Annotated in this window: 12 protein-coding genes; all 12 read right to left on the reverse strand. The window is 45.1% G+C overall.

All coding sequences use genetic code 11. The features are described 5' to 3' along the window. Positions 1 to 273: 273 nt before the first annotated feature. Positions 274 to 2,898 (reverse strand): polysaccharide lyase 8 family protein, encoded by a 2,625-nt coding sequence (locus ACZ5B7_RS27260; protein WP_464491703.1) that lies wholly within the window; start codon positions 2,896 to 2,898, stop codon positions 274 to 276. A gap of 68 nt (positions 2,899 to 2,966) precedes the next feature. Then, positions 2,967 to 3,743 (reverse strand): 2-dehydro-3-deoxy-D-gluconate 5-dehydrogenase KduD, encoded by a 777-nt coding sequence (gene kduD / locus ACZ5B7_RS27265; protein ID WP_464491704.1) that lies wholly within the window; start codon positions 3,741 to 3,743, stop codon positions 2,967 to 2,969. 100 nt (positions 3,744 to 3,843) lie between these two features. Continuing rightward, positions 3,844 to 4,674 carry a 5-dehydro-4-deoxy-D-glucuronate isomerase gene (gene kduI, locus ACZ5B7_RS27270; RefSeq protein WP_378586029.1) on the reverse strand — a complete coding sequence of 277 codons (831 nt, stop codon included), beginning with the start codon at positions 4,672 to 4,674 and terminating at the stop codon, positions 3,844 to 3,846. Between the two features lie 173 nt (positions 4,675 to 4,847). Further along, positions 4,848 to 5,861, reverse strand: a complete 1,014-nt coding sequence (locus ACZ5B7_RS27275) for a PfkB family carbohydrate kinase (protein ID WP_464491705.1) — start codon at positions 5,859 to 5,861, stop codon at positions 4,848 to 4,850. Continuing rightward, positions 5,858 to 6,511, reverse strand: a complete 654-nt coding sequence (locus ACZ5B7_RS27280; RefSeq protein ID WP_464491706.1) for a bifunctional 4-hydroxy-2-oxoglutarate aldolase/2-dehydro-3-deoxy-phosphogluconate aldolase — start codon at positions 6,509 to 6,511, stop codon at positions 5,858 to 5,860. The genes ACZ5B7_RS27275 and ACZ5B7_RS27280 overlap by 4 nt, the downstream gene beginning before the upstream one ends. 12 nt (positions 6,512 to 6,523) lie before the next feature. Next, complete coding sequence (locus tag ACZ5B7_RS27285; RefSeq protein WP_464491707.1) at positions 6,524 to 8,344, reverse strand: alginate lyase family protein; 1,821 nt, start codon at positions 8,342 to 8,344, stop codon at positions 6,524 to 6,526. Position 8,345: 1 nt separating this feature from the next. Continuing rightward, entirely contained in the window at positions 8,346 to 8,762 is a 417-nt protein-coding gene (locus ACZ5B7_RS27290) for a PTS sugar transporter subunit IIA (protein ID WP_464491708.1), read from the reverse strand. 33 nt (positions 8,763 to 8,795) lie between these two features. Beyond that, positions 8,796 to 9,407 carry a YesL family protein gene (locus ACZ5B7_RS27295; protein ID WP_464491709.1) on the reverse strand — a complete coding sequence of 204 codons (612 nt, stop codon included), beginning with the start codon at positions 9,405 to 9,407 and terminating at the stop codon, positions 8,796 to 8,798. Between the two features lie 32 nt (positions 9,408 to 9,439). Further along, positions 9,440 to 10,639, reverse strand: a complete 1,200-nt coding sequence (locus tag ACZ5B7_RS27300) for a glycoside hydrolase family 88 protein (RefSeq protein WP_464491710.1) — start codon at positions 10,637 to 10,639, stop codon at positions 9,440 to 9,442. After that, the gene (locus ACZ5B7_RS27305; RefSeq protein ID WP_464491711.1) at positions 10,636 to 12,069 is read right to left on the reverse strand and encodes a sulfatase family protein; all 1,434 of its coding nucleotides are present in this window, start codon (positions 12,067 to 12,069) and stop codon (positions 10,636 to 10,638) included. The genes ACZ5B7_RS27300 and ACZ5B7_RS27305 overlap by 4 nt, the downstream gene beginning before the upstream one ends. Before the next feature lie 24 nt (positions 12,070 to 12,093). Continuing rightward, positions 12,094 to 15,510, reverse strand: a complete 3,417-nt coding sequence (locus ACZ5B7_RS27310; RefSeq protein WP_464491712.1) for a polysaccharide lyase family 8 super-sandwich domain-containing protein — start codon at positions 15,508 to 15,510, stop codon at positions 12,094 to 12,096. A gap of 9 nt (positions 15,511 to 15,519) precedes the next feature. Further along, positions 15,520 to 16,392 carry a carbohydrate ABC transporter permease gene (locus tag ACZ5B7_RS27315; RefSeq protein ID WP_213117518.1) on the reverse strand — a complete coding sequence of 291 codons (873 nt, stop codon included), beginning with the start codon at positions 16,390 to 16,392 and terminating at the stop codon, positions 15,520 to 15,522. Between the last annotated feature and the right edge of the window lie 8 nt (positions 16,393 to 16,400).

Below are 16,400 nucleotides of genomic sequence, written 5' to 3' on the forward strand. Positions count from 1 at the left end.
TTTTGCTTTTAAGTAGATTAAGGACATTTTCGGCTCTTTCTTAAGCCATTTTGTCTTTAAGAGGCCTCATCAAAGACATTTTTGACTTCTTTTCTGGCCATTTTGTCTTTAAGAGGCTTCTTCAAAGACATTTTCCGCTATTTCTCAGGCAGTTTTGTCTTTAAGAAGACTCATCAAAGACATCTTTGACCATTTTTAAGGCCGTTTTCTCTAAAAGGCTTCTTCAAAGACATTTTTGACTTCTCCTCATGGTGTTTTGTCTCTAAAGCCAGATTACTCTTTAATCTTTAGCTTAATTTCAAAGCTCTTCCCATTAGAATTCTTAGAGTCAATATGAATTAAAGCTTTTTTACTAGATACGGATACTTTCACACCCTCGCTTGCTTCCACTACTACTGGCTTCGGCAACGCAACTTCAAGCTTCATTTTTTCCAAGCTGAGCGTCGGGTCGGAGACCGCTACGGTTACCGTATCGCCATCCTTCCTTACAAGAATCGATGCTGGATTATAGGATGTTACATTACTAACCGTTCTCTTTTTATCACCAAAAAAGTTAAATCCTTTTAGCCCAAGCTTCGTCTGCTCAACAGAATGGACATCCTCGGTGTTAGCTAAAATTTTCACACCTGGATTATTTGCATACTGTTCCGTTTCGTTTTCACCAAAGTTCGGCAAAATTACATAAGCATATTTAGCATTTTGCGGATTTTCTCCATGATCCATTCCTAAGGTAAAGAAGTTTTTAGTAATCTTGGTATCTGGATTGCCAGTACGGATTTTTCTAAGGCTTTCCGTCACCATATTTGTGGAAACCTGGATATTGGAAGCCTCAGGGAAGTAATAACCTATCTTTGTTCCTTCTCCATTGGTATTAAAATGAATCCATTTTAGGTCGTATTGACCATTAGCCGGGTTCGCTAATTTAACATTTTCATAGGTTTCCCCAGCCACGGAACTCGTTTCATTTTTGTCGAACATACGGTTATCAATAGTAGAAATAACCTCTCTCCCCAGCTGATCCTGAATACCAGAACCTAACAAAACGATTTCATCATCAAACATAAAAGCTGATTTATTGGCATTGGCATTTTTATAAACTACAAAGTCTTCCGGAAGCAGCCCTGCCTGTTTATCACGATAGCCAATCTCATCCCCAAGCTGGATACCGGAAACTCCATATTTCCCAAGCTTGACTCCACCAGAGTAATGATTTGTTCCTACTGGAAAATAAACATAATCATTTTGCGACACAGAGGATGCATAGAAATTTAATGGATGATTTGTATTTTCATAGAAAAGCTTTCCATCATACAGCTCAGGAATGGTTTTTCTCTCCTCTACAGGGACAGTGGTCCCTGGGAGTTTATAAGGATCGATGGTTGCCAAATAATCGGCCCCAAATGACTTCGTCTGATCTCTTCCTGATAAATATAAGTAATACGCGCCATCACCTTGGAACCATGGCTTTAAGTTCTCGCCGCTCATATATTCATACTTGCTGATTCGGTCGGAGCTTCTTGAAAAAGCAAACGCATAGGAATCCCGCAAATGGACCGTTTTATCCATTAAATTAAACGCATAATGATTTTCTTCCGCAATCGCGTCTTTAGCCTCAATTTGGCTATCTGCCATGATGTTGTTAAAGGTAATAATGGCATTATAGGAGGTGAAGGAGTTTGGATTAATCCCTCCTTTGGACGTTTGCGCAATATATTTGATGTAGGATTTTAAACGCTTACTGTCTTCCTTATTTAATTTGTTCGATAAATATAGCATTGCCTCCACGATGCTTGTTACATCCTGATACCCTGTCCCCGTTCTTGAAACTGCTCGACCTTTGACGATTTCCATCATATACCCTTCAAAGATAACGGGGGAGAACCCTTGATATAACCAATTCTGAACGGTTGGAACCAATATTTCTTCCGGATTGTAAGAACTGCCGTTTAAAATATTCATGGTTTGCATAATCCGATTTAAGAGAACTTTTCCATAGGAACCGGTATAAGCAACTCGGTGGTGCTGGATAAATGAGCCGTCCTCATAAAATCCATCCGTATTTCCATTCACAATATGATTAGGGTCAATCGTTTGAAAGACAGTCAGGATATTGGCTACTGCCTTTGAAACCCGCTGCCCATCTCCAGTAAGTGCCCCTTGGATGATTCGGTTGGTGGCGATATCGGCAAGGTTGGCACCTGTGTGTTGACGGGCGGTTAAATCAATATCCCCGTCCTTTCCATTTCTTAAATAAAGGTCCATGGACTTAACATAGTTATTGATTAATTCTGGTTTAGAAGCTCTAATCTCATCCTCTAACAAAAGCAGGATTTTCGTAACATTGATCGGGGCGCCTATTTCCCATTCATACCAGTTCCCGTAGTAACCCTTTTCCTGGTCGGCAAAGTGATTGGCATACAGCCAATCCAACCCATCAATGACCTTATTGATCAGTTCCTTATTTTCGTAAAAATTATTCCCGGCTTGGCTAGGGTCTTTATAGGTCTTGGCAGCCAACGCCATTTGGTATAAATATAAAAAGGAGTTGCTTAAATTTTTGGGATCTTCTCCAAGAACGACGCCTTTGAACAGACCTTGTGCCCTTCCCTCTATTGGAAGGAAATCCCCGAGTCTAGTATTGGCTGTATTGTGGACAGAATTGATTTTATTGACTAGCGATGGGTTCGTATTCAAACTTTCATTGCCAACCAGATACTCTTTAAAGTTTACCTTTAATTGATTAAGGTCGTTTACAGTCTCTGCTGGGTTTGTCTCGGTGACAGCAGATGCCGACGGTTCAGAAGCCTGAACAGAGTTGTTGGAATCTATCGCCGGAACTGTTAAAAAGGTCGTTAATGTTACGGATGTCGCTAAAATTTTCTTTAGATTTTTCCCCATAAATACACCATCCTAAAAAGAAATTTTTTGAGACACAGATCTTATAACCCAAGTGGACAGATAGAGTTTTACCTCGCCAGCCAGCCGCCGTCGACTGCCAGAACATGCCCATTCATATAATCAGAGGCCTTGCTCGCTAAAAAAACAACGGTGCCCATCAGGTCAGACGGGTCTGCCCATCGTGCTGCCGGAATACGCGACAGGATTTCAACGTTTCGCTTTTCATCTGCACGAATTGGAGCAGTATTATCGGTCGCAATATAGCCCGGAGCAATGGCATTAATTTGAATATTATGTTCGGCTAATTCATTGGCAAATGCCTTCGTCAAACCGGCAACTGCATGTTTGCTGGCAGTATAAGGAGGGACAAACTTGCCGCCCTGGAACGAAAGCATCGAGGCGATATTGATGATTTTTCCGCTCTTTTGCTCCACCATCACTTTCGCTGCCTCCTGGCTTAACAGGTACAACGAATTCAAATTGACCTCCATGACGGTATCCCAATCTTCTTCCTTGTACTCAACCAGCGGTGAACGAAGGATAGTTCCCGCATTGTTGACCAAAATATCCACTTTCCCATATACCTTTAGACACTCAGGCACGACTTGTTTTACCGCTTCCCGGTCACTTAAATCTGCTTGAAAAAATTCGGCTCTGCGGCCCGTTTCTTCAATTAAGGCCCGAGTTTCTTCACAATCTCCGCTTCTCGCGACAACAAAAAGATCGGCACCGGCCTTGGCAAGCGCCACAGCATATGCCTGCCCCAACCCTTTATTGGCCCCTGTAACAATCGCTACTTTCCCAGCGAGACTAAAGTAATCCAGTGAAAATGATGTAAGAGTCATTCTATTTACCTCCAAAATGATATTTTTCTAGAATTTAACGTCTAAGCCCCGCAAAGCTAGCGCGCTTGTCGGGGCTCATGATGCATCTTCTGTGTTTTAATTAGCGCAAATCTTCCATTTTTACATGGTCCATGTCGCTATACGTAATGTTTTCGCCGCACATGCCCCAGATAAAGGTATAATTGCTTGTTGCGGTACCTGTATGGATGGACCAGCTTGGTGAAATCGTTGCCTGTTCGTTTTTCATGACTATGTGTCTTGTTTCATCCGGTTTCCCCATGAAATGGAAAACGCGAGTTTCTGGTTCCATATCAAAGTATAAATACACTTCCATCCGGCGCTCATGGGTATGGCATGGCATCGTGTTCCACACGCTTCCCGGTGCAAGCATCGTCAAGCCCATTTGCAGCTGGCAGCTCTGGCAAACGTTAGGATGCACATATTGATAGATTTTTCGCTCGTTCAATGTTTCCGGAGCTCCCATCTGCAGCGGATCGATTTTGTTAATATCGATTTTTACGGTTGGGTACGTATGGTGAGCCGGTGCAGAGTTGATATAAAACTTCGCCGGATTAGCCGCATCCTTGGATCGGAATAACACTTCCTTTGTTCCTTTGCCGACATAAAGACCGTCACGCTGCTGCATTTCGTATTCTGTGCCGTCAAGGACAACGGAGCCTTCGCCGCCAATATTAATAATTCCAAGCTCACGGCGTTCTAAGAAATACTCTACTCCCAATTCTTTGTCCAGCTTAATCGTTAATTCCTGATCAGCAGGAGTAACTCCGCCAAATATCATTCGGTCAACATGCGTATAGGTTAAATGAACCTGACCTGGTTCAAATAATGTTTCAACAAGGAATTCTCTTCTTAATTCCTCTGTTGTGTATTTTTTCATATCCTCCGGATGGTGGGCATAACGTGTTTCCATGATTCATATCTCCTTTTTTTATGATTTTTTAGATGATTACTGCCAATCGCCGATAGAACCTTGATATTCGCTGATAGAATGCTAAAATTCGCCGATAGAACACCGAAATTCGCCAATAGGAGCCTAGAATTCGCCGATAGAGTGTAAAATTACAACCTCCAAGCCAAAAAATCTTACCGCTTGATCGCTCCCGATTCCGCGGCGGCAAACTCAAGCACTTCTTCCCAAGAAAACGGATTACAGTCCCCCTCAACAGTGTGCTTTAATGCAGAGGCAGCTGTTCCGAAAGAAATGATCTGCTGTGCAGGGAGTCCTTCCAAAATGCCCGCCAAAATTCCTGCTGCAAACGAATCACCCCCTCCAACGCGGTCAACAATCGGGTCGATCCGATGCACTTTCGATTGAAACAGCTCCCCATTAACAAAGAGGTTTCCTTGCAATCGATTGCTCGATGCCGAAATCACAGTACGGAAGGTAGAACTCAAATATTCAAGATTCGGATAAAGTTCTTTTATCCTCCGATAATAGACTTTCAGCCGTTCCTCCGGAGGTACCTCCGTATCAACTTGAGGAAGTCCAAGCAAATGCACAGCGTCCAATTCACCACAGAAACAAATGTCGACATACGGCATCAGCTGTTGAAACGCTTCGGCTGCCTCCTGCTGCGACCATAGCTTGGAACGATAATTAAAATCAAAGCTGACTTTAATCCCCATATCCTTTGCTTTTTGAAAAATCTTCAAGACAAGCTCGCGTAAAGAGGCAGTCAGGGCCAAGGTGATTCCCGTAATATGGATTAAAGAAGCTCCAGCCAGGATCCTCTCAATCTCTACCTCTTCGGCTTCAAGCCCCGAAAAACTCGAGTACTTACGGTCATATGTCACCTGTGCACTTCGTTCGCCTGCCCCGGCTTCGATATAGTAGGATCCCAGCCGTTCTCCGCCTTTGATGAGGTAATCGGTTTGGACTCCATGGGATTTCAGATGCCGTTCGACCGCCATGCCTAACGGGTTGGAAGGAATCTTGCTTACAAAATAGGCCTGATAACCAAAATTGGCAAAAGAAACAGCAACATTTGCCTCTGCTCCCCCATAATGCACGCTCAATTGATCTGCCTGTTTTAGAAGAACTCCCTCCCGTGTCGATAACCGCAGCATGATCTCTCCCAGTGTGACAACCTTTTTCATCCTAAACCCCCGCGTGCTCTCTGGACTCTCTCTACATATTGCCTAGCAATCTCCGTAATTTTTTCATAATCTCCCGTCTTTGCCGGTGCAATCAGATTCCCTCCGACACCAACAGCGGCAGAGCCATTTTGAATCCATTGTTCTACATTATCGAGATTGACTCCGCCGGTCGGCATGATATTCACCTGTGGCAGCGGAGCCTTGACTGCTTTCACAAAGCCCGGTCCCAACGTATCACCTGGGAATAATTTAATCAGGTCCACTCCATGTTCCAGCGCATTCTTGATTTCTGTAATCGTCATGCAGCCCGGCATATAGGGAACTTGATATAAGTGGCAAAGCTTGGCTGTCGGTTCATCAAAGCAAGGGCTGACAACAAATTGGGCGCCAGCCATAATCGCAATTCTTGCGGTAACCTCATCCAATACCGTCCCTGCCCCGATGATGACTTCCGGACGATCCGCAAAATGTGAAGCCAGTTCCTTGATGACCGCCTCGGCATCTTGGATGGTAAAGGTAATTTCAATAGCGTTTATTCCGCCTGCCACACAAGCCTCAGAAATGGCAATCGCCTCTTCTTTGCTATCTGCTCTGATAACTGCGACAACACCAGACTCCATCACGCCGCTTAAAACTTTATACTTTTTCATGGCCACCCCTCCTTAAAAAAACTTCACTTTCTTGCCATCATTCAAAATGGTCAGTTTATGATATAGATGCACATCATTGTGCTTGTAAACCCGTTCCCCTTTTACCGTATCATTGGCCGAAAAATAAATATCATAGACATCGGAATCCAACTCAAGCCGGAACCCTAGAAACTGTTCATCAGCCGGCGGCCCATCACTCGCGCATTGCTCAATACGATGCTTCGTCACCACGAGCGGCTTTGCAGAAAAAATTGCTGTACTGATGCCGCAATGCTCAAAATTCTTTTCCTCTATTAATGTCGTTCGATTACCAAGACGGTTATAAATGTCCGAATAAATACTGTCCTGACAGTACGTATTGGCATCTTCCAAAAAATATGTATAGGCTTTATTCCGTTTACCGCTTAACTCCCAGCAGCCTTCCTGCTTGCTTACCTTCATCTCTGGATTCACTTGAAAGAATCGTTTCATCGTGTGAGAGCCTTCGCTGTCAACATGGTCGATGACAATCGCAATCCTTTCCTTCTTGATAAAAACAACCGTCCGCTGCACCATGTAGGCTGAATGGGAAAAGGTATTTTCCAGCACGATATAGTCTGCTGCATCTTTGACACGGTTCCCCAGAGCTTTCCCGACATAGTGGTAGGACCAAGAGTCTTTAACCGACATGAAGGGAACATCATCAACAAGGACGGTGCTGTGGCTTTGGCCCGATTTTAAAAAGTTTCGTACTGGTCCTTCCTGATAAGTGAATCTTCCCGAATCACATAGGACTCTCTCCCCGTTCAAAAACAGATTCAGATGGCCTAAACTCGCATGCGCGTGCCCGCTGCCATGGCGTCCATTCCAAACGCTGACAAAATCTTTTTCCGTTTTGTAGACAAAATTACCGCTATCCTCACCGATAAACAGCTCAGGCAAGTTCGGCTGCTGAAACTCTTGTAATATAGCAAATACATCCTGAACAAACACATAATCGCTGTCATGCTGCGGAACAACATAGCCATTTGGATAAATCATGTAATAGGCACCGTGAACAGCATGCTCGATGAGACCCTTTAAATCAAAGGAAATTGGCATACCTAAAGCTTGGGCGGTCCTGTAAATTTCGACTAAAGCAAACAGAACTTCAAAGTGATATAGCGGCGATTGCTCCCAGTGGACACCGTCCCCATGAAACTGGATGTCACATTGACGTTCAAGCTCTTCCCATGCCCACTTCACAATTTCCTCCGGGACCAAGTCTTCGCAAAGCATAACTGCCTGCAATATGCCGGAAATCTGCAAAGTGCCCCAGTTGCTTAACGTATAGCGGTCAAGGTATTGATTTTTCAAAAACAACACTTGTTGCTTGAGGGATTCAAAAATGGGATGCAGCTCATCATTCCGTAATTCCCCATAGATAAGTTGGAGGCTCTTCACCCAGCTTGAGCAGCGGATCCCTGTATCAATTGTCCGCCACGAGGTTCGTAGTTTCTCCTCGGAAAATGGATTCCGCTCAATCCAGTCAAAAACAAACCGCTTCCAGCATGCCAGGTATTTCTCGTCCTTTGAATCGGAGTAAACCTTTGCTAAGTCAATCAGATATTCATGCCGATTTAACATGAAAATCCATTCTTCATCCGCATTCATAGCCCGGTTCCAATCAATCTCTTGAAAGGAGTAGGGAATATAGCAAGCCTCCATATCCAATGGCTTTTTAAAAACAAAAATGTTGGAACACAAAAGATTGCTACTTAAATAGGAAGCTTTTCGTTCATTCTCGTTCAGAAAGGGCATTTGCTGTTGTGATGAGTATTTTGCAAGGTTTGCTTTTAATCGAGTAAGATCCAATTCAAACGCCTCCTGCCAATGAAAGATAATGAATCATGTCTTTGCACTCAGCTAAAGTCTGTTGAATGACAGCCGGAGCATCCTCTACTGCGACTTCTTGAAATTGAAACTTCATCGTTAACTCGGTCACCACACTTAACGGCATGCCTGAAATAAGGAATTGTTCGGGCGAAAAATGATGTTCAAGAAGGACCCTTGCGGCAATCTGGTGCGGGGCACCGCCTGTTAAATCGGCAAAGACCAGCACCCGGGGGTGGTTTTTCAAAAACTCGGATAACTCTGCTTCATACTGTTTGTGAGTCATCCCTTCAGAAAGCTCTAAGATGGATAGATTCGGATTGTCCCCCATTAAATAGCGGAGAGCGGATTGGATACCGGATGGAAATCCGCCATGTCCTGTCACTAAAATCTGGTACATGATTGCCCCTTCTTTCATGATGAAATTAAAATGTTAAACAGCAGCTGTCCGGCCATTAGTTTGAACTTTTCTTTCCGTATGAAACCCCTTTGATACCAAGGCATAAATCAGGTAGGCAGCAACGCTAAAGACTAACATTGAAGCTGCTGGGAAGTAAAAAACAATCCCCACCGCCCCGGCGATGATCACAAGGGAAAGAATCGTGGAATGAAGCTTGCCAATCGAAAGCAGCATGGCATTCTTGATCGCGTCTTTCCAAGATACCCGGTAATGAACGATGACAGGAAAAATCGTAATCGACGCAAACAGATAAACGATACTTAATAGGAAAAAAAACGCAAATAGTGCGTATTTTAGGCTCGAATTCATCTGATTGGTGATGATAAAATCACCGATCAGAAAACAGGTAAAGACGATCCATAAAGTGCCAAGAACAAAGCTTTGCTTAAAGTTTCCTTTAAAGTGACGGAAATAAGCTGAAATGACGCGAATATCTTTTTGCTTTTGCCATTCCCTGACCACCCCAAACATAGCCGTTGTGGCGGGGAAAATGGTCAGGATGGGCAGGCACATCACCAGCCAAAGTGCATTCAACAAAAACGCGTTCATGATAAACTCCATTGTTTTATAAAGCTTGCCATCCATCCTAACATTTCCCCTTTCAAATCATTAAAGATTTACCAGTACATCTTCCAATCCTTCACAAGTCTGATTAACGCTTCGAAATAGTAATAGTCGCCCCAGATGCAGCTTTCGTCCACGCCGCGGCCGCCGGCTTTGTAGTAGACCGCATGCTTGAGGATTCCATTGGCCTCACTGTCGATTTCGGTCCGATAGTTTTCATATAGTGACTGCACCATTTTTAAGGCAGCATTCTCATAGATTTGTTTTTCCGGGTCGGTTAACGGCAAGTGCTTTGCCATCTCGAGCAGGCCGCAGATCGTAATCGCTGCCGCTGAGCTGTCCCGCTCCTCGTCACCCTCTGTAAAAATTAAATCCCAGTAGCAAATCTCATCTTCAGGCAAACGGTTTAAATAATAGTTTGTCAGTTTCTTCGCTAACTCAACTAAACTCCAATCACTTGTATAGTGGTAGCTGAGCGGAAACCCATAGATACCCCAAGCTTGCCCGCGCGCCCAGCACGAGTCATCCGCAAAGCCTTGGTGAGTATTGCCGTACAATGGGTCGCCTGTTTCCGGATCCATGTAATACGTATGGAAAGTGGAGGCGTCTTCACGGACAATATATTTGGCCGCCTGCTTGACATGCGACTGGGCCATTTCCCGATAATGTGGCTTTCCAGTTACCTCCGATGCCCAATAAAGCAACGGCAGGTTCAGGTTGCAGTCAATGATCATCCGGCCGCGCTGCTTCGGATCGTTAAGGTCGCCCCAGGCCTGGATAATTCCGGCTTTATCGTAATAGCGGGTAATTAGCAAATCTGCTGCTTTTAAGGCGATTTCCTTTGCTTCTTCATTGCCAGTCAATTTATAGGCACTGACACAGCTTAATGTGTAGAGGAAGCCCAGGTCATGATGGTCAACTTCAATTCGTTTTTCGATTCGTTCTTTAAAACTCTGAATCTGCTTCTCTGCTACTTTCCGGTATTTTTCTTCCCCGGTGTACTCATAAGCAAGCCACAGCATCCCGGTCCAAAAGCTCGTTGTCCATTCCACGTTTTCAATCGGTTTGTAGACAAGATTCTCACTGTTGGAATCAGGAAACTTGTCTGTGAACACATCTAAGCTCTGGTCAATTTTAACTAAAACATGCTGAATAGCTTTTTCCACAAAAGCGCGGTTAACTGCCGGATCTTTTGTAAAACGTTCAAAGTTTTTAATGTCTTCCTTGCGTACTTCGGCTGCATATACGGTCATTTCATAACACCTCTAAGTTTGTTGTAAAAAGGATCATTTAAGTCGTTCAGCCAGCGGCACAGCTTTCCTTCAAGCACCACTGCGACCGGATGGCCGGATGGATCTTCAATCTGTTCCGGGTGAAACTGGTATTGATCATTTTTCAAATCATATAACAAACGGACCAATCCATCACCAGGGGCATAGCCATGGTGAATCACATAGGTAAAGTCATGGGTTCGAACGGCTCTCCAGCCAAATTCCCGATTATCCAGTCCCGCAACACGAAACGCTTCAATCGCTTCCTTGCGGCCCGGATAGGCGCTTATATACGCTTCCTCCGGTCCGCCGCTCTGGCGGTTCAGGATATACCTGGATAAATCCGTCCCCTCTACCGAACTAGGAATCTCTAAATCCAGCAGCCTCAACAGGGTCGGCATAATATCGACTGTGTTCAGCAGGAGCTCCGTTCTTGTTTGCGGAATCACCCCTGGCCAGCGAACACAAAAAGGAACGCCGATTGATTCCTCAAACCACACATGCTTCGCCATCAAGCCGTGGGAGCCCATCATTTCGCCATGGTCCGATGTCAGCACGACAATTGTGTTTTCTTCCAAATTTTCTTTCTTTAAAAATTGCAAAATTCTTCCGAACTGGTCATCGATTCCTGAGATGGCAGCGAAATAGTTTAATTGTTTGTCCTTTAATTCCTCGATACCGCCGTCCACTGGTTCCCCGGTATGCACCAAAAAGGTGGACTGGTTCACGTTTTCCCTTAAGGTAATTTGCTCCCGATCGTACAGCTTCCGGTATTTTTCCGGCACCTGATCGAACGGGCTGTGCGGGGGATTCCATGATAAGAATAAGGCAAACGGCTGCTCTTTATCCCGGTGTTGAAGATACTTAAGGGTCTGGTCTGTTTCATGCTCAACCGACCATTGATTGACTTTGATTTTTTCCGGACTGTCCTGCCAGTAATGCGGGGCAAGATGCTCATCCCATGCCCCGTAGGAATACCAATATTTGAAGCCGTGCCGTTTCGGTCCCGGCGGAGTATAGGCATCCCAGCCGGAGGCCCCGGATCCCGGCTTGTCGGTGACGTTTAATTCCGGCAAATCGAGATGCCATTTGCCAATATAGGCCGTCTGGTAGCCGTTCTCCGAGAGCACATCGCTGATACAAATTTCATCCGGACTCAACATAACTTCGGCGCCGACCTTACAATTGGTATAGACCCCCGTGCTGTTTGGATACCTGCCCGTCAGCAATGAGGCCCGATGAGGAGAGCACAATGGAGAGCAGGTGACGGCATGGGAAAAAATCGTCCCCTCCTGCGCAAAAGCATCGATATTTGGCGTAATCACCTGGTCCTCCTCTTCATAGCCGACAGCCTGACGGCGCCATTGATCGGCAAAAATATAGATGAGATTCGGTCTTTGTTGACTCTCCATTTGTCTCGCTCCTTTTTCTTACGTTTATCTAATCGAATGTGGACTGTTTCCTTTTACACTTGGAATCATTTTTAATTTGACAGTGAAGGACTTTCCATGTGCCTGGTTGACGTTCACTATTAATTTAATGGAAGGCTTCGTTTCCACAACCTGCACCTGTTCATCGGCTTCGAGTACCTCAAAGGCTTTTCCGTCAAAATCAATGTCAATCGTGCCGGTATTTTGCATCGTTGGGTCGGAAACAGCCAGTGCCAGCACGCCATCCTTCTCCTGCATCGTTACCGACGCCTTTTGATAAACAGTTAACGGCCCAACTGTTTGTTTTTCATCCAGCCAGAAGTTTGCCCCGATGATATTTTCCCTCAGCTCCTGCACTGCTTGAACGGCCGTGTCATTTCGTAAAATTGAAATCTCCGGCTGGGCGGCATATTGGCTTGTTTGTTCCGATGTTAAGCCCGGAAGCAGCACGTAAGAGTACGTGTCGTTTGCCGGATTTACACCGTGGTCAAACCACATTGTGGCGTAGGAACGCGTAATTGGTTTCGCCGGCTCGGTATAATTAATGTCCTTCCAGGCGCCAGTTCGCTGTTCTTTTTTCACAGTTAGGGTTTTTCCTTCAGGGAAGTAATAGCCGATATCAGCCCCCGGCACATTTCCTTCTAAGAATGCCCACTTGGCTTCAGTAGTATGGTTTTGCCCATCGCTTAAGTCTGGTTTTTCCCCATTAATAATCAGTTCGTTTGAGCCGTTATCGCGGATTTTTCGATTTTCAACAATCGTCTCGATCGTTCTGTTATCCCCGCTTGTGATTCCTGCGCCAAGCGCGACAATTTCGTTATCGAACATAAACCATGATTTTTTGGCTGTTAAGGAACTATTCCAAGCTTTGTAAGACATGCCTGCTGTACCAAATCGGTCCAGCGTGGAACCCCCAACCCAAGACTCTGGTGAATTATGCTCCCCGCTGCCGTCTGCCCGCTTCATTGTATCAACGGTCGTTCCAGGCATCCGATACGGGTCAACAGTAGGCCAGAAATCATCGCTGTACTGAGCGAGATCGGCATTGTACAAATAAGTCATCCCTTCGCCTGTGTACCAGCCTTTGCGGTTTTCATCATTCATATCTTCATAGTTTTGGATCCGGTTGGAATACATGCTGATGCCAAAAGCGTAGCCTGGTTTCCTGTTCACCACACGGTCCATCGACGCGAAGTTCTTATGGTAATCAAGCTCGCCCCTAGGCTTGATATCTTGATTTTGCAACAGCTCTTTAGCCAGGACCATGTCCTTGAAATTGCTGGAGCTTGAAAGATAATCTAGGTACTTATCTTCTTGAAGCCACGATTTGGCCATACTCTTATATTTCGCTGCATACGGTTCCGGTGCAAATTGCGCCAGCCGGATCACTACTTTGGTAATCGTTTGCCCGGCCTGATGGTCCTGAAGGAAACTGCGGGAAATCGCTCTTCCTCTGACCATATCCATCAACGCGCCTTTATACATGAATGGTTCAAAGGCGTTTTCAATCCAGTCATAAACATTAGATACCTTAGGGTCCGTTACAGCCCAGGTCGAACCGCTTAATAAATCAAGCATATCGGTCAACCCTTCGATTAACACATTTCCATAAGAACCGGTGTAGGCAACGTCCTCATGCTGAACAAACGAACCATCTTCATAAAAACCATCGCCTGACGTCACGTTTTCAAAGGTTTGGCTCAGTGCATCGCGAGCTGCTGCGATTTTCGCACCATCCTTCACAAGAACGCCGCGCACGCCAACTACCTTACTGACATCTATACGGTTGGCGCCGACTGCTTCGCGGTAATTACTAGGAGTCGTCGCACCTGATTTAGTCGGATCCGGCTGAAAATGATCAATCACATTCAGATAGCGGTGAATCATTTCCTGATCCAAATAATCATATAAAAGCACCATGATGCTGTTTAGTTCATTCGGCACGCCGATTTCCCAGTGCCACCAGTTGCTGTACTGCTGAATATTCTCGTTATAGCGGTTTTGATAAAGCCACTCTAAGGCATCCTCAATATCCTTTAACAATTGCGGGTTGCGATAAAGGGCCGAATGTTCATTGACAAATGCCTTGGTCATGGTCGTCAGATTCCGGTAGCTGTCACGAATATCGGCGGAATTATCAGTGCTTCTGTACTCATACCAAAGGAAGGAACGGTCTTTGTTTTTAACCATCGTCCTCCATAAGGACTGCACCGATTTCGTTTGGCTGGCCGTCATTTGCTGCATTCGTTCATTCGAAGCATCGTAGTAGTCGAGACTGGTCATTTGGTTTTCCCACTTATGACGAAGCTGATCATATTCGTCGACGGAAGCGGCGGTAACTATGACCTGACTTTCACTGTTGATTGTCCCATCGGCTGTTGTAACCGAAATGACCGCTGTTCCCGGCGACTTCGCTTCTACAAGACCGTTCTTTACTGAAGCGACCTCTTCATTGGAAGACTTCCAGACAAGCTGCCCGGTGTCTGCATTTTCTGGAGTAACCTGCGTTTGCAGAAGGCGGAGCTGCCCTGCCGTTAATGATAGTTCTTTTGGAGACAATTCCAATTGTTCAACCGCTGGCCGTTCAAGGGCGTCATTTCTTAAAACCTTGACCGTACTAGTGGCAGTCAGGCCATTATCCGTTACTGCCATAATCACGGCATCACCGGCTTTTACTCCTGTTACCGTGCCGTTGTTATCCACTGTGGCAACAGAATTGTCGCTTGAAAACCAGGAAATTTTCGAGCTGGCATCAGCTGGTTCCATTTTGGCATTCAAAACAGCTGTCTCCTGCTCTTTAATCGTTACTTCCTTATTTTCAATCGCAATTGATGTAGCCGGGTCAATCATCTGTAAGGAAACATCATCAAACATGACGGTTCCTGTTCCTGTTTCAAAGAAAAGCTGGACTCGGATGCTATCGCAATTTTGCGGAGGCTTTACCTCCATTTTGATTTGTGACCAATCATGAGTCCCAGTTAGTCTGGTTGAGTAAAGGAGGTCTAGCTGCTGCCCTTTTTCAAAGGTGGTCACTCTCATCCGCGCCCCCTGGCCGCTGACGATATTATCCGTCTTCAGCCACGTGCTTAATAAATAGGTTTTGCCGCCTTTTACAGGGACATCCTGATTTACAGATGCTCGTGCGGTTTCGGCGGCTGTAATTTTCAGCCCATATTTTCCAGTGTGGCTTGCATCCTCGGAAATCGACACAATTGGTTTTCCTGTCGGCTTCCACACGCTCCAGTTGGCTGCGCCTAATTGGTCCCATCCGGACGCAGCCTTCTGGGTTTCTTCAAATCCTGTGTTTACTAAACGATTAGCGGTATCATCAGCAAAAATCAATGGTACATTGACGGACATGGTAATGAGTAAAGACAGTATGATCAGAACAGACAATCCTTTTGCAGGCTTTTTGTTCATCATTTCGCTCCTTTATCCTTTGATTCCCGTGTTGGCAACTCCCTTGATGAAATGATCCTGTGCTAAGAAATAAACAATGATGGTTGGCACAACAGCCGATACCGCTGCCGCCATTAGCAGGGAATACTCGGTGTTATACTCAGTGATAAAATGCTGGATGCCCAGTTGCAATGTGTATAAATGATCCGATGTCAGATAGATTAACGGTCCCAAGAAATCATTCCAGGAATGCATGAATGAGAAAATGACGAGTGTCGCGATGGCCGGTTTGGATAATGGCAGAATAATCCGCCAGTAGATGCCAAACTCACTCAAGCCGTCGATTCTTGCCGCTTCCAGTAACTCATCCGGGATTGATAGGAAGAACTGGCGGAACAGGAAAACGCCAAATGGATTAAAGGCTCCGAGAATAATCAGCGCCCAGTGCGAATTCACGAGTCCAAGCTGTTTCATCAGCATAAATTGCGGAATCATCATGACCTGGTATGGAATCATCATTGTGGCAACATAGATAAAGAATAACCGGTTGCTTTCTGGGAATTTAATTTTGGCAAACGCATAGCCGGCCAGTGAACTGTTGATAATCACCAAAATGGTAGTGATGACGGCAATTTTTAACGTATTTAAGTAATAAATATGGAAGGGAACAGCGGTCCAAACTTCCTTATAATTTTCCCAACGGAAGGTTTCCGGGATCCACTTGATGGGAAATCCGAAAATCTCCGTTTCCAGTTTCAAAGAAGCAGACAGCATCCAAACAAACGGAAGGACCATCGTCAAGGAAACTAAAATAACCACAATGTACTTGATGGCTTGGCCAACCGCGAATTTTTTCTTCTTTTTTACTTCTGGTGTATAGACTTGAGCTTCAGTAGCAATATTCATACAAGACT

This window comes from Neobacillus sp. S1115, assembly GCF_055385565.1.